The organism is Robbsia sp. KACC 23696 (assembly GCF_039852015.1).
GTDB lineage: Bacteria > Pseudomonadota > Gammaproteobacteria > Burkholderiales > Burkholderiaceae > Robbsia.
The window spans coordinates 2,698,561-2,717,208 of the sequence record NZ_CP156626.1 but is presented as its reverse complement, the minus strand read 5'-3'; the positions used below and the strand labels follow the sequence as shown (position 1 = coordinate 2,717,208).

Genomic DNA, 18,648 nt, shown 5'->3' with positions numbered 1-18,648 from the left:
TGAGGTGCGGCGGCCCACGGGTTCGGCCGCCGGAGAAGCGCGATGACACGGGCATCGTCGCCGCTGGACGCCATGGCGCAGCGGCTTGCGCATACATTCGAACAGCCTGCCTTGTTACGGCAGGCTTTGACGCATCGAAGCCATAGTGCCACGCACAACGAGCGTCTTGAATTTCTCGGCGACTCGGTGCTCAACTGCGTTGTCGCCACCTTGCTGTATCAGCGTTTTCCGGATCTGGACGAGGGCGAGCTCTCGCGTGTGCGCGCCAATCTCGTCCGGCAGGAGACACTGCACGGCATTGCGCAGCGGCTCGACGTGTCGGGCGCGCTGGCGCTCGGTGAAGGCGAGCTGAAAAGCGGCGGCAAGCAACGGCCGTCGATTCTGGCCGATGCGGTGGAAGCGCTGTTCGGCGCGATCTATATCGACGGCGGTTTCGACGCGGCCTTCCGCGCGATCTCGCTGGCGTATGAGCCGGTGTTCGGCGCGCTCGATCCGACGATGCTCGGCAAGGACGCCAACAAGGATCCGAAAACGCTGTTGCAGGAGCGCCTGCAAGGGCGCCAGCTAGCGTTGCCGGTCTATACGGTGGTGGCCACCGTGGGGGCGGCGCATAATCAAGAATTCGAGGTGGCGTGTACCATCGACGCCCTGGGTATCGAAGCCCGCGGGCATGGCACGAGCCGCCGCGCGGCCGAGATGGCCGCGGCAAAAGCCACGCTCGCGCTGATGCATCCGAACGATGGGGCCAAGCCCGCGCCGGTGCGGCGCGGTGATCGCACGGCAAAAGGTGCGCCCGCGCCCAGACGCGCGGCCGACGATGCCCGCGGTGACACGCGTGGCAACGGCGGCAGCGGTGGCGGCCCGGCCGGTGCTGGAGGCGCCGACGGTCGCCGCCCGACGGTGCCTTCGGCACAGACTTTGCGCGTCAACCGCGCCCGTCGCGATCAGGCGGACAGTGGCGATAAGACGTCAGCAGACACGGCCGGCGCGAAAACAGGGGACCCTTCTTCCGACACCGGAAGGCCCCGACAGATCCGTCGTAGCGGACCCGCCATAAAATAGCGTGAAATGCAGTAATTTTCGAGATGTGACCACAATGACCGTATCCGCGAGGAACGTCGCCATGAATTCCAGCCCTTCCAAACCTTCCGACGCCGACGATCACCAGCCGGACACCGCCGTTCCCGACAGTGGCGCCGAGGCGGACGGTTTGCCGGCGTTCGACTGGGCGGCCGCGCCCAAAGCACCGGTGGCGGGTTTCCGCTGCGGCACCGTGGCGATCATCGGTCGTCCGAACGTCGGCAAATCGACGCTGATGAATGCGATGGTCGGCCAGAAGGTCAGCATCACGTCGCGCAAGGCACAGACCACGCGCCATCGGATCACCGGCATCCAGACGCTCGACGATGCGCAGTTCATCTTCATCGATACGCCGGGTTTTCAGACCCGTCACAGCAACGCGCTGAACCGGACGCTGAACCGGACGGTGACGTCGACGCTCGCGACGGTGGACGTGATCCTGCTGGTGGTCGAGGCGGGGCGTTTCCGGCCCGAGGACAAGCTCGTCCTCGACCTGATTCCGCCGAATGCAAAGGTCGTGCTGGTCACCAACAAGATCGACCAGGTGAAGGACAAGCAACAGCTGCTGCCTTTCCTGGCAGAGATCCAGCCCTTGCGCGATTTCACCGAAGTCGTGCCGATGTCGGCAAAAGACGTCGATGATGTCCGACGTCTGCTCGGCGTGCTGCGCACCCACTTGCCGGAAGGCGATCCGATTTACGACGAGGAAGCGTTCACCGATCGCAGCGAGCGTTTCATGGCTGCGGAAATCGTCCGCGAGAAGGTGTTCCGCTGGACCGGCGACGAAATTCCTTACACCAGCACGGTCATCATCGATAAGTTCGAGATCGAAGGACGGCTGCGTCGGATCTTCGTCACGATCCTGATCGCGCGCGATACCCACAAGGCGATGATCATCGGCCAAAAGGGCGCGAAGCTGAAGCAGATCAGCACCGATGCGCGTCTCGATATGGAAAAGCTCTTCGATGGTCCCGTGTACCTGGAGGTCTGGATCAAGGTGAAGTCGAACTGGGCCGACAACGAAGCCGGCTTGCGTGCCTACGGATATGACTGATGTCGTCTGCGTCTGCGGAGTCGCAACGTAGGGTTGCCGATCAACCCGCCTTCGTGCTGCACAGTTATCCGTATCGAGAAACGAGTCTGATCATCGACGTGCTCACGCGCGATCATGGTCGGATGGCGCTGGTGGCAAAGGGCGCGAAGCGGCCGCACTCGGCGCTGCGCGGCGTGTTGCAGACCTTTCAGCCGCTGTCGTTGCGATGGAGCGGCAAGGGCGAGGTGAGGACATTGACGGGCGCCGAGTGGGTGGGCGGCATGCTGCCGCTGGCCGGCGACGCGCTCGTCTGCGGTTTCTATGTGAACGAATTGATCGTCCGCTTTTGCGCGCGTGAAGACCCGCATCCGGCCTTGTTCCATCATTATGCGGTGACGATGGCACGCCTTGCGCACGATGAGCCGGCCGCGCTGGTCTTGCGTTCCTTTGAACGGATGCTGTTGCGCGAAACTGGTTATGCGGTGACCTTCAATCCAGGCAGTCTCGCTGAGAGGGCGGCCGCGCCGGATCCGGCAGCGGCCTATGTTTTCGATCCGGAGCGGGGCGCGCGGCTGGCCCGTGCCAATGATCCGGGCGACTGGCCTCGCATCGATGGCCGTACCTTGCTGGACATGGACGCCGACGATTACTCCGCGCCACGGACGATCGCGCAAAGCAAGACGTTGATGCGGTTCCTGCTGCACTACCATCTGGGCGGCGTGCCGTTGAACACGCGCCAGATCCTGATCGACTTGCAAAAGCTGTAGCGAACTGGAGGCTTGTTTTATGAATCCCCTCGCGGCATTCGGCGCGGCGCCGGCCTTTATCGGCCTGGGCGTGAACATCGACCACGTCGCCACGTTGCGCAATGCGCGCGGCACGACCTATCCGGATCCGATCGCGGCCGCGCTGCGCGCCGAGGATGCCGGCGCCGACGCGATCACGCTGCACCTGCGCGAAGACCGACGCCATATCCGGGACGCCGATGTCCGTGCGATCCGCCCGGCCTTGCGTACGCGGATGAACCTCGAATGCGCGGTGACGTCGGAAATGATCGACATCGCCTGCGAGATCGCGCCACAGGACGTCTGCCTCGTGCCTGAAAAGCGCGAGGAAGTCACCACCGAGGGCGGCCTGGACGTGGTGGGGAATTTCGACGCCGTGCAGCGCGCCTGTGCGACGTTCGCGCGTGCCGGCATCCGCGTGTCGCTGTTTATCGATCCCGACGCCGCGCAGATTCGCGCCGCGCGGCAGGCCGGCGCGCCGCTGATCGAACTGCATACCGGACGCTATGCCGAGACCGAAGGTGCCGCGCAGCAGGCGGAATTGGCCCGCGTCGCGGACGGGGTCGATCTGGGCGTTGCGCTGGGGCTGACGGTCAATGCCGGCCATGGCCTGCATTATCAGAATGTGCAGCCGGTCGCCGCGCTGCAAGGCATCACCGAGCTGAATATCGGTCATGCGATCGTGGCGCATGCGGTCTTTGCGGGCTGGGAAAATGCCGTCCGCGAAATGAAGGCGATCATGGTGGCGGCGCGCTTTGCCGCACAGGGTATCGGACGCTGATCGAACCGCCCGCGCGGCGGCTGGAACGCCGCGCGAGGGGGCGTCTTCCGACGACGTCTGCGGCGCGATCGGCCGAAAGGCAGCCCGATCGCGCGCGGCGCGTCCTACGCAACCGCGGGAGCAAGGCATATGATTTTTGGCACCGGTAGCGACATCATCGACATCCGCCGCGTGGCCGCGGTGATGGAACGCACGGAGGGGCGCTTTGCGGAAAAAGTGCTCGGTCCGGAAGAAATCGCGATCTACGAGGCGCGTCGCGCACGCTCAGCAGCGCGCGGGCTGGCCTTTCTGTCAACGCGATTTGCCGCCAAGGAAGCGTTTTCCAAAGCGATCGGCCTGGGCATCCATATGCCGATGACGTGGCGCGCCGTGCAGACGCTGAACCGCGCCGGCGGCGCCCCGATCATCCAGACCAGCGGCGCATTGACCGAGTGGGTCGATGCGCGTGGCCTGAACTTTCAGGTGACACTCAGCGACGAGCGAGACTACGCGATTGCCTACGTCATCGCCGAACAACGCAGGGGCGCCGCCAAAGAATAGGAGCAGACGAGACACCGATGACAGAACAACGTACTGGCAACTGGACCGAAAGTAGCACGCTGGATCTGACGCGCCGCGGGCCGGGCCCCGTCATGATCGATGTGCCGGGCCTGGTATTGGATGAGCACGATGCGAGACGGATCGCGCACCCGCTGACCGGTGGCGTGATCCTCTTCGCACGCAACTACCAGAACCGCGCGCAGCTGGGTTTGCTGACGCATCAGATTCGCGCCTTGCGGCCGGACATCCTGATCGCCGTGGACCAGGAAGGGGGGCGCGTTCAGCGCTTCAAGACCGATGGTTTCACGCCCTTGCCGCCGATGTCGCGACTTGGGGAGCGCTGGGACGAGGATGTACTCGGCGCCATCGACGATGCGACTTCGGTGGGCTATTTGCTCGGTAGCGAGTTGCGGGCGAGCGGCATCGATCTGAGCTTTACGCCGGTTCTGGATCTGGATTACGGCGTCTCGAAAGTGATCGGCACGCGTGCCTTTCATCACGACCCGCGCGTGGTGACCCTGTTGTCGCGGGCCTTGAGTCACGGCTTGTCGCTGGCCGGCATGGCGAACTGCGCCAAGCATTTTCCGGGGCACGGTTTCGTCGAGGCCGACACCCATTTGCGCGCGGCGATCGATGACCGGCCGCTGGCGGAAATCATGGAGAAGGATCTGCGTCCCTATCTATGGTCCGGCGTCGCGCTGTCCGCCGTCATGGCCGCGCACGTACTGTATCCCCAGGTCGATCCAAGCTTGCCGGCGGGCTTCTCGCGTATTTGGTTGCAGCGGATTCTGCGGCGCGAGCTGGGTTTCCACGGCGCGATCTTCAGCGACGATCTGTCGATGGAAGGGGCGCGTGTGGCAGGCGATGTGGTTCGCGGCGCGCAGATGGCGCTGGATGCCGGCTGCGATATGGTCTTGGTCTGCAACAGCCCCGAGCGTGCCGATCAAGTGCTGAACAATCTGCACCGGGGCGCGACGCGGGCATCGATGCGTCGCATCAAGCGGCTGCAGGCGCGCGGCAAACCGGTGATCTGGAGCAAGCTTCTTCGCCAGCCGGAGTATCTCGCCGCCAAGGCCAAGGTGCAAAAGCTGATGGGCGTCTCGGAGTCGGCAACATCAACGCCGACGTCAACGCCATCGGGCGTGACGTCGCCGGCCTGATCAGTCTTCCAGCTTCATGCGCTGCAGCTTGTTGTAGAGCGTCTTGGGACTGATGCCGAGCATCGAGGCCGCGCGATGGCGCGTGCCACCCACTGCTTCCAGCGTGGCGCGAATCAGCAGTTCTTCCACTTCTTCGAGCGGCATGCCGACGGTGATTTCGACGCTGCCCGGACGGATTTTCTGGCCGCCGCTGACCGGGGCCAGTGACTCGATCGTTGCCTCCATTGGTCCGGCCTGCTTATAGGCGGATTCCACCGCCTCCTGCAGCTCACGGACATTGCCCGGCCATTGGTATTGCTCCAGGCCGCGCAACGCTAACGACGCCAAATATTTGGGGACGCTCTGCGGCAGGCTGCCGTCGTTGCCCTGTGTCCCGGCGAGCGCCAGTGTCGACTCATTCAACTGATCGACGAAATATTGCGCCAACATCTCGACATCGCCAAAGCGTTCGCGCAAGGCCGGGACCGCGATGGCCTGCGGCACCAGCAGACGATAGAGGTCGTCACGCAGGCGGCCTTCGCCCAGTGCTTGCATCGGGTCTTCGTTCGATCCTGCCACCAGCCTGAAATCGGCGGGGATATCGTGTGTGCCGCCGACACGCCGGAAGGTGTGTTGCGTCATCACCGCCACCAACTGCCGTTGTTGCTCGACGGAGAGGTGTGTCACATCGTCGATATACAGGGTCCCCCCCGTGGCACGTTCGCAGGCGCCGAAGGTCCGACCTTCGCCCATGACGGTCTGCAGCGGCGCACCGGTGCGCTCCTGACCGAACAGCAGCACTGAAGCGGGCCGTGAATCCTGCTCGCCGGTGCTGCTGCGACTGTCGAAGGACACGAACGGCGCTTTGCGCCGTCGGCTGCCGTGATGAATGGCGCGCGCCACCGTTTCTTTTCCGCTACCACTTTCACCGACCAACAACACCGGCCCTTCGGTCGCGGCAATGCGGTCGATATCGTCGTATAGACGCTGCATGGCGGGCGATCGACCCACCAGCGGACCATAGCGACCGAGTTGCCGCAGCGTTAGCTTCAAGGCTTGGACTTCTTCGGTCAATTCGTAAGGACGCGGAATGCGCGCAAGCAGGCTGCGCAGGCGCGGAATGCTGACGGGCTTCAGCAAATAATCCCAGATTCCATGACGGAGGCCGGCAATCGCGCTCTCGACGGTGGCGTTGCCGGTCATGACGATCACCGGCACATTGCCGTCCGGAGGCGTGACCGGTAGGCTGGGCAACAGATCGAGCCCCTTGCCGTCGGGCAAGTTCAAATCGATCAGCACGACATCGGGAATGAAGCGGGTCAGCGCTTGACGCGCTTCCGCGAGCGTCATCGCGGTGTCGACCGAAAAACCGTCGGCATCTAAAATGGCTGCCAAGCCGGACAAACTGTTCGGGTCGTCTTCGACGATCAAGGCGTGCGGCATGAGCTTACTCGGAGCGAGAAGTTTTTGGGGAATCGGTCCTGGCCGATTCGCTTATGGAAGCCGGGGCGGTGACACCCAGCGACGCGGCAGCCCGCAGATGCAGATCGCTCTGCACCGAATGCACACCGCCGACGCTGCGAACGGCGGCCAGCGCATCCGCCATTTGCATGACGTTATCCGCGTCGCCGAGCAGGGTCACATTGCCATGCATGACCCGAATTCGGATGCGGCCCGCCTCTAGTGCTGCTGCGGTCTGCGTATCCGCCGACATGGCCTGATGCACCCGATCGGCAATCGCCGTATCGCTGTCGTAGGCCAGCGATGCGTTCGATCGGGAGCTTGCACATCCGCCGAGCGTAATGGCCGTGCTCAACAAACCGGCGCACACCACGGCATAGCCGGGCGAAAGCATGCGCGGCAATAAGGACATGAGCTTCCCCCGATAACAGTAATGGCCGGACGCGATCCGGGATAACAATCGTTTTCGTGCAGCATCCGCCGCCATCCACTGTCGCGCAACACCTCGGCGATCTCTTTCATTGGCATAACAAATTTATGCAATGCATAAACCATGCCATGTAAAGACGTCGCACCGTGTCCAGCGTGTCGGCGGTAATGGATACGCGATTGGCGTGGTTTCGACATGGAAATCAGCGTTCCTTCCGACCGACTTAACGCCGATGGTAAAAGCAAATTCGGTAAAAATGGGGGAAAAAGGTAAATGTTGCAGTTCTTGGAAAAAGAACAGGCCCGCCGTCTCATTCGAGAGGGCGGGCCTGTTGATTTCCAGATCGGCATGGGCCGAACGGAGGAAGGCGGAAGGCGAGACGCTTTACAGCATTTGCCAGACACCGAGTGGCGCCTGGCAGCGCGGCGCGGCAGACTCAGCCGGCATTAAGCACGGCTACGATATTCGCCGGTACGCGTATCGATTTCGATCTTGTCGCCGATGTTGCAGAACAGCGGCACCGGAATGTTCTTGCGGTCGTTGATCTTGGCCGGCTTCATGACCTTGCCCGACGTGTCGCCCTTGACTGCCGGTTCCGTGTACAGAATTTCACGAACGATCACGGTCGGCATATCGACGGCGATGGCGCGTTCGTTGTAGAACACGATTTCCACGCCCATACCGTCTTCCAGGTAATCGAGCGCGTCGCCCATGCTTTCTTCGTCGATTTCGAACTGGTTGTAATCGGCGTCCATGAACACGTACATCGGGTCCGCGAAGTACGAGTACGTCACTTCCTTACGTTCCAGTACCACGACGTCGAACTTGTCGTCGGCCTTGTAGACCGTTTCTTGGCCGGCGTTCGTCAGAAGATTCTTCATCTTCATCTTGACGACGGCGGAGTTACGGCCCGACTTGTTGTATTCGGCCTTCAAAATGACCATCGCGTCGCTGCCGACCATCACGACATTACCGACACGGAGTTCTTGAGCTGTCTTCATAAAAAAATAGTCCTGTGCAAAAAGCGTCGGCCTGCACGGCCGGTTCGGTTGCCAACCCACCTACGCGTCGGGGCGCGTCGGCACGCAAAGTCGACCCATCGGTTCACACCGCCTCCCGCCCGTTCCTGACATGCAGGATCGAGCTTGAGGCAACCGTGGCACGATATTGTGGGAGTCGCAGCTTACGTGCGCCGCACGACCAGACGATGACGAGGTTCGGCCCGATACCGGCGATATCTCGCGTCCGCCATGGCACTGTGAGAGCAAGGGTAAGGCAAACCGTTCATTTTACCCGAGTTTTTTACACCTGAGGCAGGGTTTATGCAGCGCTGTTGCCTAAGGCAAAACCCTTTTTTCCGCACAAAACTGCGCCAGATTGCTTGCCAGATCGCCGGGCGCCTGCAGGCGGACCGCCCAGGCAGCAGCGCCCTCTCGTAACGGCGCAAGGTGGCGGAGGCCGTTCTGCCAGCGCTGCCGCCAGTCATCGTCGGAGAGGGCGGCGGTCATGGTTGCGTCCGCCTCCGCTTCGTTCCAGCCCTGCCAGATCGCGCGCAGTGCCGCGGCTGCCGGATCGGACAAGCGCGCGCCGTCGATATATGCGTCGAGCGCGGCTTCCAGTTTTGGCAGGTGGGCCGCGTCGTCTTGTGGATAGATGTGCCAGATAAACGGGCGCTCGGCCCATTGGGCACGAACGAAGGAGTCTTCGCCACGGACGAAGTTCACGTCTGCTAGCCACAGCAGACGATCGTAATCGTCCTGCGCGACGAAGGGGATCGCGTGTACGGTCAATGCGCCCCGGCGCAGGGTTTCGCCCACTTCGAGTTGGTCGCGATCGAAAAAACGTGCGACCTGCGGCGAGATGCGGCCCTCGGGGACGAAGACCGTCACGCCGCGCCAGCGTATGTCGACATCTTGCGCGCGCGTGCCAATCGGATCCGACCAGGCGTTGAGGAGCGGATGCATGGCCTCGTTTTCATACGCGAAGAGCGTGATCAGCAGTTGATCGGATGCGGGGGAACGAAGACCCAGCGTGGACCACAGTGCGTCTTGGGCGTCGGGGTCTTGCAGGAATTGTCGTCGTCGTTCGCCGAGGTCGCGCTCCCGCAGGACGCCGCCGGTTCTCGGCCGCACGCCGGGGAAAAAGAAGGTTTTTTCCAGGCCCAGGCGCGGATGTCGTGACGGCATCAGATGACAGTCGTTGACCCAGTCCTCGGCGCTTAAATATTCGAGATTGATCCAGATCGGTGCAGTGTTGCGCGCCGCCATCGCCAGGAGGACCGGCTCGGGGAGATCGCAGGCGAATGCTTCGATGACAATGTCGCCCGGGTCCGCACCCTCCGGCCAGACGACCCCATCGGTCCGCGCCTTACCCTCGACCGTCAGGCCGGGCCAGGGCAGGATGTCGACGCCATCGACCGTGACAAGATCGTGCCGCGTCGATGGCGCATCGGACGCTTTCGACGCGGTGGCATCGTCGGCCGGGTATGTCCTGGCTGCTGCGTCGGCAGTCGGGAGGCGATAAGCGGGCAGGAAAGCCTGCAACACTGCGGGCACATCGATATAGAGCCGCACTTTCCAGCCGTGTTCCCGCGCCAATTGCCGGGCGAGGCGCCAACAGACGCCAGCGTCGCCGAAGTTATCGACGACGCGGCAGAACAAGGCGCAACGCGGCGCCGGCACGCGGACCGGCGTCTCGGGGACGGGCACGGAAGGACGGTGAGAGGGGGGGGCGGCGTGCATCGGATGATCAGGGCTGGGCGATTGCTCTAGAATCGGGATTTTAGAGCAATCGCCGACGCCGCCCGAATGTCCGTTTCCGATACCCCCGCTTCCGACGCCTCCGACCCGCCTGTAGAACCGGCTGCCGTCGCCGTTATCGCTGCGCCCGCCATCGCACCGGCCGCGCCCTTCGACGCCAAGTCCGCCCTCGCGCAGTTGCCGAACTTGCCCGGGGTGTACCGGTATTTCGATGCCGAAGGCAATGTGCTGTACGTGGGCAAGGCGCGCGACCTGAAAAAACGCGTGTCCAGCTACTTCACGAAGACGCTGGCCTCGCCGCGCATCGCGATGATGGTGTCCCGGATCGCCCGACTCGAAACCACGGTGACGCGCTCCGAGGCCGAGGCACTGCTGCTCGAAAACAACCTGATCAAGGCACTCGTTCCGCGATACAACATTCTGTTCCGCGACGACAAGTCCTATCCCTTCTTGAAGCTGACCGGGCACGCCTTTCCGCGGATGGTGTATTACCGCGGCGCGGTGGATCGCAAGAATCAGTACTTCGGCCCGTTCCCGAGCGCGTGGGCGGTGCGCGAGAGCATCCAGATCCTGCAGCGGGTCTTTCAGTTGCGGACCTGCGAGGACTCGGTCTTCAACAATCGCACGCGGCCCTGTCTCTTGCATCCGATCGGTCGCTGCACGGCACCTTGCGTCGGGGAAATCAATGAAGAGGACTATGCGCGCGACGTGCGGAATGCCTCGCGATTCTTGTTGGGGCAACAGAGCGAGGTGATGCGCGACCTCGAGGGCAAGATGCAGGGCTTCGCCATGGACCTGAAGTTCGAGCAGGCCGCCGTGGTGCGCAATCAGATGAGTGCGCTATCGAAGGTGCTGCATCAACAGACGGTGGAAACCGAGGGCGGCAGCGATGTCGACATCATCGCCGTGGCCGCACAGGGCGGCAAGGTCTGTGTCAATCTCGCCATGGTGCGGGGCGGCCGGCATCTGGGCGACAAGGCCTATTTTCCGACGCAGGTGGAGAGCGGACTGGCGATGGCGGGCGCTGAAGATGCGCTGGTCTCGGACGTCGCGCCGGAACCCGATCGCGATGGGGCCGATGTCGATATCGATGTAGCCGGTAGCGGTGCGGTGGCGTTGGAAGTCGAGGTGTTGGAGGCCTTTATCGGTCAGCACTACACCGGGCAGCCGGTGCCGCCGATTCTGATCGTCAGCCATGCACTGGCCAATCGCGAACTGATCACGATGCTCGGCGAACAGGCGCAGCGGCGCGTGACGGTGCTGCGTCAGCCACAGGGACAGCGCAAGGTCTGGCTGACGATGGCCGAGCACAATGCACGGCTGTCCTTGGCGCGCATTCTATCGGAGCAGGGCGCGCAGCGTTCGCGCACGCAGGCCTTGGTCGATACCTTGCGCATGGAGTTCGACGACCTCGACACCCTCAGGGTCGAGTGCTTCGACATCAGCCATACGATGGGCGAGGCGACCCAGGCATCGTGTGTCGTCTATCACCATCACAAGATGCAGAACGGCGAATACCGGCGCTATAACATCACCGGCATCACGCCGGGCGACGACTATGCCGCCATGCGTCAGGTCCTGATGCGTCGCTACGAGAAGATGGTCGTGCATGACGACGAGGTTGTCGACGTGCTGGACGAGGGTGGCCTGGGCGACGAGACGGATCGGGACGACGAGGACGAGCAAGGCAACGAGATTGCATCGGCGCCCGACGCGCCGGAATCCGCACCGACGCGCACCGTGGCGCGTTTTCCGAATATCGTGCTGATCGATGGCGGTAAGGGGCAGGTCGAGATGGCGCGCCAGGTGTTCAGCGAGCTGGGCCTGGATATCGGCTTGATCGTCGGCGTGGCGAAAGGGGAGGGGCGCAAGGTGGGATTGGAGACGCTGATCTTCGCCGATGGCCGCACGGCGCTCGAATTGGGCAAGGACAGTGCGGCCTTGATGCTGATCGCGCAGATTCGCGACGAAGCGCACCGTTTCGCGATCACGGGCATGCGCGCGAAGCGGGCCAAAACGCGACAACAGAGCCGTCTGGAAGAACTGGACGGGGTTGGGGCGAAACGACGGCAGCGATTACTCGCCCGTTTTGGCGGCTTGCGCGGCGTGATGGCCGCCAGTATCGACGAGATCGCCAGCGTCGAGGGAATTTCACACACGCTGGCGGAGCAGATCTACCAGCAATTGCATTGAGCGGCGCGGCGCCGCACAATTCGACTGCCGACGCGCAGGGAGCACCGTCGGCAGTGCATCGAGGGCGTCCTGTTGCCCAATCAACGTTATGATGCATCTATAGCCACGACGCTCCCGTTTCCCGCATGTTTTTCCAATCGCCACACTGATGCCGTTCAATCTTCCGATTTTCCTGACCTGGCTGCGTATTGTCGCCATCCCACTGGTGGTGGGCGTCTTCTATCTGCCCGATAGTGTGATGCAGCCCACGACGCGTGACGTGGTGGCCTGTGTGCTATTCGTCGTTGCCGCGCTGACCGATTGGTTCGACGGTTACCTGGCACGCAAGCTGAATCAGACATCGGCCTTTGGCGCCTTTCTCGATCCGGTTGCCGACAAGTTGATGGTGACCGCCTCCTTGCTGGTGCTGGTGCATCTGACACGGGTGGACTCGGCGATCGCGTTGGTCATCGTCGGTCGGGAAATCACGATATCGGCGCTGCGTGAATGGATGGCGCAGATCGGGGCGTCGAAGAGTGTCGCCGTCAATTCGCTCGGCAAGATCAAAACCGTTTGCCAGATGGTGGCCATCCCGATGCTGCTGTTCCATCAAGTGCTCGTCGTCGGTCCGTTGGCGATCGATATCCAGCGCTGGGGCACTTGGTTGCTCTACGTGGCGGCGGTACTGACCATCTGGTCGATGCTGTATTACATGAAGCTGGCTTGGCCGCAGATCCGCGAGAAGACCGAGGCGGAAGCGGCGCAGAAACGGTCGTCCTAAGGCATCCGACAAAAACTTCAAATATTTTCGCAAAAGATGTTGACACGCCAGATGGGTTTGGACATAATTTCGTTCTCCCGCAGCGAGTGACTGGCAGCGAAGGCAGCGGGAAATAAGTGTGGTGAATAATGCGGGAGTAGCTCAGTTGGTAGAGCGCAACCTTGCCAAGGTTGAGGTCGCGAGTTCGAGCCTCGTCTCCCGCTCCAAATTTCAAGTCGTTTCCTGGGGTTGTAATCAGGAACGAATGCAGCAAAGCACGGGCAGTATGCCGGTGTGAGTGGATGCAGTACCAGTTTTGCGGGAGTAGCTCAGTTGGTAGAGCGCAACCTTGCCAAGGTTGAGGTCGCGAGTTCGAGCCTCGTCTCCCGCTCCAAACAAAAAGGGAAGCAGGGCTTCCCTTTTTACTTTCTTCGCCAGAGGGTCGGCGAAGAATCCTTTTTTAGCGTCGGTGGTAAAGCGACGTTCGGATGGTTGGCCTTTTCGGGTCTCGTTCGTTCGGCGAAGCATTCACCGATAGCTTGCCGTTTCAAGGCGCGGTAGCAAAGCGGTTATGCAGGGGACTGCAAATCCCTCCAGGCCGGTTCGACTCCGGCCCGCGCCTCCAAATACATGTTTTGCCCTATTAGAACCAGCGCCGATATTGATCGACGCTGGTTTTTTTCATTGGGCGACGGCTTTCGCTTCGCATGCATGGACATCGGGTTCGCTATCGTCGACGGCACGGTTTCGCAGCGACGTTCGCGTGCAGGTAAAGTTGAGGAAATGGCAAGATTTGGCGTGAGCGTCTTTCAAGGCAGTAAGTCGGTGCTGGCGTCCGAAGACGTTTTCGTTCTTCAGAACGATGGTTAGTATGTTCAGCGTCCGCAAGACGGCAAACAGCGGGAGATAGGCGATTTCGCGGTCATCCACGTCGGTACGGCTCGTGTAGCCTTCAATGAATGCGATCCATTGCGCGGCAATCAATCGATCGATCGCCTGCGATTCTTATGAGCCGCCACGAGTTCTTCGAAAAAATTGGCCAGATCCAGCGCAAGATAGCCCGGCGCGGCGTCGTCGAAATCAATGAAGGCAATCGCGAGCCGCTCATTTTCGTCCCGTTGTTCCAGTCGATTGCGATACGGGTCGCCATGGAAATGACCACGCCGCCAGTGAGAACGGTCCGACCGGCTCTCCTCTTGCAATGTGTCCAGTCTGGCCTTGAGTTCCAGATAGGCGCGCGTGCCACGCTCGTCGAGCAAATGTGAAGAGAGGACGGTATCGAAGGCTTTGGCGAATGATGCGTCGAGCGTCATCGCCGCCGGTTGTCCTAATAGCGATACCTTCAGGCTAGCGTTGTGTAGATTTGCAAGTCCGGCGCCGGACATGCGCAGCGACGTTTCTTCTGCTAATGGCTCAATGCCTCTCACTTCTTCGAATAAGGTGAAGTGTTTCAGTCCGCCAGGGACGGCGATTGTCACGGTCCACTCTCCGCTGTAAAGCGGGATGGCAGCGCACACGGGCAAGTTGGCCTTTGCGAGTACGGTCAATAGCGCAAATTCGTATGGGACATTTTTCGGTACGACTTTTACGATACGCTCAAGGCGTCCGAAAACGGTGACGCCGTCAGAAAGCGATATACGGTAGACCTCGTTGTATGAGGCTCTTTCGAATTCGCAAAGTCGCACGCTGCCGACCTCGTAATACCGGGCAACGATGGCGACGACATCGTCTGGTGCGAGGCGCGTGGTGGCAGCGGGGTAAGCCGGTGTATATACCGCGGCGTCTGTTTGCGAGGATGGCAGTTCTGTAGGGATAAAGGCTGGAAAGGCCGTGACACGATCGTCCCAGTCGGAGTCTGCTGAACTGCGAGCGTTGATCATGGCGTCCCTATGTAGGAAGATCGGTCGAACGGCTGCGGGCATGTCCAGTGTAGGAACTGCGCGCACAAGTGGGTTCGTCGATCCGCAAACGCGAACGATGCTCCGCAGGTATCACGTTCTGGCAATTTCGAAAGATCGAGAGTCGGCCAGGCGCGGGACGGCGGGGTGCCGATCGGGCTTTTTCGGCATTACTTTGCGATGCAACAAAGCAGGGTTTGCGATAGCATGACGTTCTCTGGTCGCATTGGCGGGGAGCAAGAATGATCGAGTGGTATTGCAAGCGCTTTGACGAATTGACCGTCAAGGAGCTATATAGTGTGCTGGAGGCGCGGTCGACGGTTTTCGTCGTCGAGCAGCGGTGCGTCTATATGGACATCGATGGGCGCGACGAAACGGCCCGACACCTGTTCGCGCGGGATAGCAGTTTGCCTGCCGCGCCACTTGTTGCTTATGCCCGGCTTTTTGGCCCCGACGACGAAAGCAAGGATGCTCGTATCGGCCGGGTACTGACGGTCTCGGAGTTCCGCGATCGCGGTTTGGGCAAGATCCTGATGCAGAAGGCGCTGCAGCAGGTCGAGGATCTGTGGCCCGGTGTGCCGGTCCGATTGAACGCGCAGCAATATCTGCGAGTCTTCTACGAGTCGTTCGGCTTTTCCAAGGTCAGTGGTCCCTATCTGGAAGATGGCATTCCCCATCTGGACATGCGTCGCGCCTGATTGACGCCGATTTGGGGCACGTTGGGGTGTCCCGTCTCACAGCATGCTATTTCTAACCACGCGCCCGCTTTCAGCGGGCGTTTGCGTTGTGTGCAGCGCTTTGGCTTCAACGAAGCCGTGTCGGGGGGCTGACCGGCATCGGGACGACAATCGTGCTGCCGTCGGCCAAGCGCAGATGCAGGGAGATGCGCATGCCGACCGCGATCGGATGGCTGGCCTGCATCAGCATCCAGTGATAGCCGTCGGCTGCGTCCGGCGCCGCCCGCACCGTCGCTCCGGCAGGGATGGGCCAGGATGCGATCGCTGTCATCGTGTCATGACCGTCGGCATGTTCGGTTCGATGCAGCATCACCATGCCGTAGTCCGGGCTGCTCGCGCCGACGATGCTCAGCGTGCGGCTGCCCGTGTTGGTCAGCGTCATATAGCCCGCCGCCGGCAAGGCCCCAGGTAGCCAGCGTACCCAGGCGTCGCGGACGACGAGCGTCGGCGACGGGACGTTGCTACCCGGCATTTGCGCGGCGCTGCCGTGCGCCGGTCCGGCTGTTTGATGGGACGTTAGATCTGAAGCCGTAGCGGCGCCGATGGCCGGCTGCAGCGCCAGCATCAGACTCAGCGCCAAGGCGGACCGGTATCCTGTGAAACGTGGGCGTGGCGTGGAGCGCATGGCGAGCAAAAAAGTCAGGGCCGGAATGTAACCGCGCGCTCGGCTTGTTACGACGACGTTACCCATTCTCTGTCATGCCGTCACAGCGCGGGGAGCGCCCCATTGTAAGATGCGAATGATCTGAACGTATCGGACGCCATTAGCGCTCTGGCCGCGCCGCGTGATGTGGCCAACGCGTCGGCTTCCGAGGCCCTGGACCCTTTTCTCGGAGCACTCCCGCGATGTCTGCTTCTCATTCGCTGCCGCGTCTCAACGAGACCGCTTTCTTTTTCGACTTCGACGGCACGCTGGCGCCGTTGGCGCCGACGCCCGATGCCGTCCAGGTCGCCGAAGGCGCCATCGCCGCCTTGCAGACTTTGCAGACCGCCACCGGCGGTGCGGTCGCGATCGTCAGCGGTCGGCCAATCCACGAGATCGACCGCTTCCTGGCGCCGCTGGCCCTGCCGATCGCGGGCTCGCACGGCGCGGAGATGCGTCGGGGTGCGCAGGCCGATAGCGAGGTCGTCCGCATTGGCTTCGGTGATCCGCGTCTCGAAGCCATGCGCGTGCAGCTCGAACCGATGGTCGCCGCGCAGAATGGGTTGTTGTTGGAAGTAAAAGGGGCCGGACTCGCCGTACACTATCGCGCCGCGCCACAATTGCAGTCTTTGGTCGAGCAGGTCACCACGGATGTGGTGCGCGCCGCCAATGCCGCCGAAGAAGCGTTCGTGCTGCAACCCGGCAAGATGGTCGTCGAGATCAAGCCGCATGGCGTGGACAAGGGCCGCGCGATCGAACTGTTCCTGGAGCAGGCGCCGTTCGCCGGTCGCAAGCCCTTCTTTGTCGGCGACGACCTGACCGATGAGAAAGGGTTCAAGGTCGTCAATGCGCGGGGCGGCTTGTCCGTCAAGATTGGAGAGGGCGACAGCATCGCGGGGCATCGTGAGCCGTCGGTCGAGGCCTTCGTCGCCTGGCTGAAGCAGTTAGTTGATCAATAACACGCGGCAGCCCTAGTAGAGCAGAGCTATACCGAATAGCCAGACACACGCAAACAAGAGCGGGAATGAGTTTATGGGACGTTTGATAATCGTATCGAATCGGGTCGCACCGATTTCGGAGGGCGGTCCGGCCGCTGGCGGTCTGGCGGTGGGCGTCTACGACGCGCTGCGTGAAACCGGGGGCATGTGGTTTGGATGGAGCGGGGACGTCATCGAAGAGGACGATCCCGGCAGGCTGCATGTCAGCGTCGAACAGCGCGGTCCGGTGACCTTCGCGACGATCGGCCTGACGCGTCGCGACTACGATCAGTATTATCGCGGCTTCTCCAACGCCACGTTGTGGCCGACGCTACATTATCGGACCGATCTCACGGAGTACGACCGTGTCGAGTACGAGGGTTATAAGCGCGTCAACGGCTGGCTCGCCCGTCAGTTGCTGCCGCTGCTGCGCGAAGACGATGTGATCTGGGTGCATGACTATCACCTGATGCCGTTTGCCGAGACCTTGCGGGCCGCCGGCGTGCGCAACCGCATCGGCTTCTTTCTGCATACGCCGTTTCCCGCCGCTCAGGTGTTTGCCACGGTGCCCCCGCACGCGGACTTGGCGCGCGGCCTGTGCGCCTATGATCTGGTGGGCCTGCAGACCGATCCCGACCTGCGCGCCTTTATCGATTACATCGAGCACGAAGCAGGCGGCACCGTCGATGCAGATGGCACCGTGCGCGCGCATGGCCGTACGCTGGCGGCGCATGCCTATCCGATCGGCATCTATCCCGATGAACTCGCGAAGCTAGCCGAGAGCGGCAGCCAGAGCGAGGTGCTGATGAATCTTCGCAAGACCTTGCTGGATACGAATCTGATCGTCAGCGTCGATCGTCTCGATTATTCGAAGGGATTGACGGCGCGTTTTCGCGCCTTCGAGTCGCTATTGGCAACGCACCCCGAGGAGCGCCAGAAGGTTTCCTTCATGCAGATCGCGCCGCCCACGCGCAGCGATGTGCACGCGTATCAGAATATTCGCGATCAGTTGGAATCCGAGGCCGGCCGCATCAATGGCCGCTACGGAGAGATGCACTGGACGCCGATTCGTTACATCCACCGACAGTACGATCGGCCGGTATTGGCCTCGGTGTTCCGCCTCGCGCATGTGGGCTTCGTGACGCCGTTGCGCGATGGGATGAATCTGGTGGCGAAAGAGTATGTGGCGGCGCAGGACCCGGAAAACCCCGGCGTGCTGGTGCTGTCCCGCTTTGCCGGCGCGGCGCAGCAGATGAGCGGCGCCTTGATCGTCAATCCGCTCGATATCGAGGGCATGGCCGATGCGTTGTCGCAGGCGCTGCATATGCCGCTTGAAGAACGTCGCAGTCGCTATCACGACATGATGGATATGATGCGCCGCGAAAGCGTCTCGATCTGGCGCGATACCTTCCTGCGTGATTTGGGACGGGTATAAAGCGCAGAAGGACGTGGG

At 62.0% G+C, this 18,648-nt stretch carries 17 protein-coding genes, 3 tRNA genes and 1 pseudogene; 14 read left to right on the top strand and 7 right to left on the bottom strand.

All coding sequences use genetic code 11. From position 1 onward, the window contains the following. Positions 1 to 72: 72 nt before the first annotated feature. The 6 genes and pseudogenes from rnc (at position 73) to nagZ (ending at position 5,379) form a co-directional block, all read left to right on the top strand. A complete protein-coding gene (gene rnc / locus ABEG21_RS11345; protein WP_347556745.1) occupies positions 73 to 1,062 on the top strand; it encodes a ribonuclease III in 990 nt (329 codons plus the stop codon). Between the two features lie 61 nt (positions 1,063 to 1,123). Next, entirely contained in the window at positions 1,124 to 2,134 is a 1,011-nt protein-coding gene (gene era, locus ABEG21_RS11340; protein ID WP_347554706.1) for a GTPase Era, read from the top strand. A gap of 20 nt (positions 2,135 to 2,154) precedes the next feature. Beyond that, positions 2,155 to 2,880, top strand: a pseudogene (gene recO, locus ABEG21_RS11335) (DNA repair protein RecO); the annotation flags it as partial. A gap of 19 nt (positions 2,881 to 2,899) precedes the next feature. Beyond that, positions 2,900 to 3,679: a pyridoxine 5'-phosphate synthase gene (pdxJ, locus tag ABEG21_RS11330; protein ID WP_347554705.1), complete on the top strand. Its 780-nt coding sequence runs from the start codon at positions 2,900 to 2,902 to the stop codon at positions 3,677 to 3,679. 129 nt (positions 3,680 to 3,808) lie between these two features. Further along, entirely contained in the window at positions 3,809 to 4,219 is a 411-nt protein-coding gene (gene acpS / locus ABEG21_RS11325) for a holo-ACP synthase (protein WP_347554704.1), read from the top strand. A gap of 92 nt (positions 4,220 to 4,311) precedes the next feature. Continuing rightward, entirely contained in the window at positions 4,312 to 5,379 is a 1,068-nt protein-coding gene (gene nagZ / locus ABEG21_RS11320; RefSeq protein WP_347556744.1) for a beta-N-acetylhexosaminidase, read from the top strand. Here nagZ and ABEG21_RS11315 read toward each other — a convergent pair whose 3' ends face one another. From ABEG21_RS11315 to earP, 4 genes are all read right to left on the bottom strand, one after another. After that, positions 5,380 to 6,801 (bottom strand): sigma-54 dependent transcriptional regulator, encoded by a 1,422-nt coding sequence (locus ABEG21_RS11315; protein ID WP_347554703.1) that lies wholly within the window; start codon positions 6,799 to 6,801, stop codon positions 5,380 to 5,382. It lies immediately after the preceding gene. Positions 6,802 to 6,805: 4 nt separating this feature from the next. Continuing rightward, positions 6,806 to 7,231 carry a BON domain-containing protein gene (locus ABEG21_RS11310; RefSeq protein ID WP_347554702.1) on the bottom strand — a complete coding sequence of 142 codons (426 nt, stop codon included), beginning with the start codon at positions 7,229 to 7,231 and terminating at the stop codon, positions 6,806 to 6,808. Positions 7,232 to 7,695: 464 nt separating this feature from the next. Continuing rightward, on the bottom strand, positions 7,696 to 8,250 hold the full coding sequence (efp, locus tag ABEG21_RS11305; protein ID WP_347554701.1) for an elongation factor P: 555 nt from the start codon (positions 8,248 to 8,250) through the stop codon (positions 7,696 to 7,698). A gap of 336 nt (positions 8,251 to 8,586) precedes the next feature. After that, a complete protein-coding gene (earP, locus tag ABEG21_RS11300) occupies positions 8,587 to 9,990 on the bottom strand; it encodes an elongation factor P maturation arginine rhamnosyltransferase EarP (protein WP_347554700.1) in 1,404 nt (467 codons plus the stop codon). Positions 9,991 to 10,125: 135 nt separating this feature from the next. On the opposite strand from earP, the gene uvrC reads away from it, so the two are divergent. The 5 genes from uvrC to ABEG21_RS11275 all read left to right on the top strand — a co-directional run bounded on the left by uvrC (position 10,126) and on the right by ABEG21_RS11275 (position 13,565). After that, positions 10,126 to 12,201, top strand: coding sequence for an excinuclease ABC subunit UvrC (gene uvrC, locus ABEG21_RS11295; RefSeq protein ID WP_347556743.1), 2,076 nt, complete (start codon positions 10,126 to 10,128; stop codon positions 12,199 to 12,201). 148 nt (positions 12,202 to 12,349) lie between these two features. Then, positions 12,350 to 12,961, top strand: coding sequence for a CDP-diacylglycerol--glycerol-3-phosphate 3-phosphatidyltransferase (gene pgsA, locus ABEG21_RS11290; protein WP_347554699.1), 612 nt, complete (start codon positions 12,350 to 12,352; stop codon positions 12,959 to 12,961). Between the two features lie 130 nt (positions 12,962 to 13,091). Further along, a tRNA-Gly gene (locus ABEG21_RS11285) sits at positions 13,092 to 13,167 on the top strand. 91 nt (positions 13,168 to 13,258) lie between these two features. Then, a tRNA-Gly gene (locus tag ABEG21_RS11280) sits at positions 13,259 to 13,334 on the top strand. A 157-nt stretch (positions 13,335 to 13,491) separates the two neighbouring features. Further along, positions 13,492 to 13,565 (top strand) — tRNA-Cys (locus tag ABEG21_RS11275). Positions 13,566 to 13,621: 56 nt separating this feature from the next. Here the strand turns inward: ABEG21_RS11275 and ABEG21_RS11270 are convergent. Together ABEG21_RS11270 and ABEG21_RS11265 are read right to left on the bottom strand one after the other, a co-directional pair. After that, entirely contained in the window at positions 13,622 to 13,924 is a 303-nt protein-coding gene (locus ABEG21_RS11270; RefSeq protein WP_347554698.1) for a hypothetical protein, read from the bottom strand. Then, the gene (locus tag ABEG21_RS11265; RefSeq protein ID WP_347554697.1) at positions 13,921 to 14,820 is read right to left on the bottom strand and encodes a phosphotransferase; all 900 of its coding nucleotides are present in this window, start codon (positions 14,818 to 14,820) and stop codon (positions 13,921 to 13,923) included. Before ABEG21_RS11265 ends, ABEG21_RS11270 begins: the two co-directional genes overlap by 4 nt. Positions 14,821 to 15,080: 260 nt before the next feature. Here ABEG21_RS11265 and ABEG21_RS11260 point away from each other — a divergent pair, with 260 nt between their 5' ends. Next, positions 15,081 to 15,536, top strand: a complete 456-nt coding sequence (locus tag ABEG21_RS11260; protein WP_347554696.1) for a GNAT family N-acetyltransferase — start codon at positions 15,081 to 15,083, stop codon at positions 15,534 to 15,536. 106 nt (positions 15,537 to 15,642) lie between these two features. On the opposite strand, the gene ABEG21_RS11255 is transcribed toward ABEG21_RS11260, so the two are convergent. Beyond that, positions 15,643 to 16,155: a copper chaperone PCu(A)C gene (locus ABEG21_RS11255; RefSeq protein WP_347554695.1), complete on the bottom strand. Its 513-nt coding sequence runs from the start codon at positions 16,153 to 16,155 to the stop codon at positions 15,643 to 15,645. Positions 16,156 to 16,421: 266 nt separating this feature from the next. Between ABEG21_RS11255 and otsB the strand changes: the two genes are divergently transcribed. Then, the gene (gene otsB, locus ABEG21_RS11250; RefSeq protein WP_347554694.1) at positions 16,422 to 17,177 is read left to right on the top strand and encodes a trehalose-phosphatase; all 756 of its coding nucleotides are present in this window, start codon (positions 16,422 to 16,424) and stop codon (positions 17,175 to 17,177) included. A 73-nt stretch (positions 17,178 to 17,250) separates the two neighbouring features. Next, positions 17,251 to 18,630: an alpha,alpha-trehalose-phosphate synthase (UDP-forming) gene (otsA, locus tag ABEG21_RS11245; RefSeq protein ID WP_347554693.1), complete on the top strand. Its 1,380-nt coding sequence runs from the start codon at positions 17,251 to 17,253 to the stop codon at positions 18,628 to 18,630. The last annotated feature ends 18 nt before the right edge of the window (positions 18,631 to 18,648 follow it).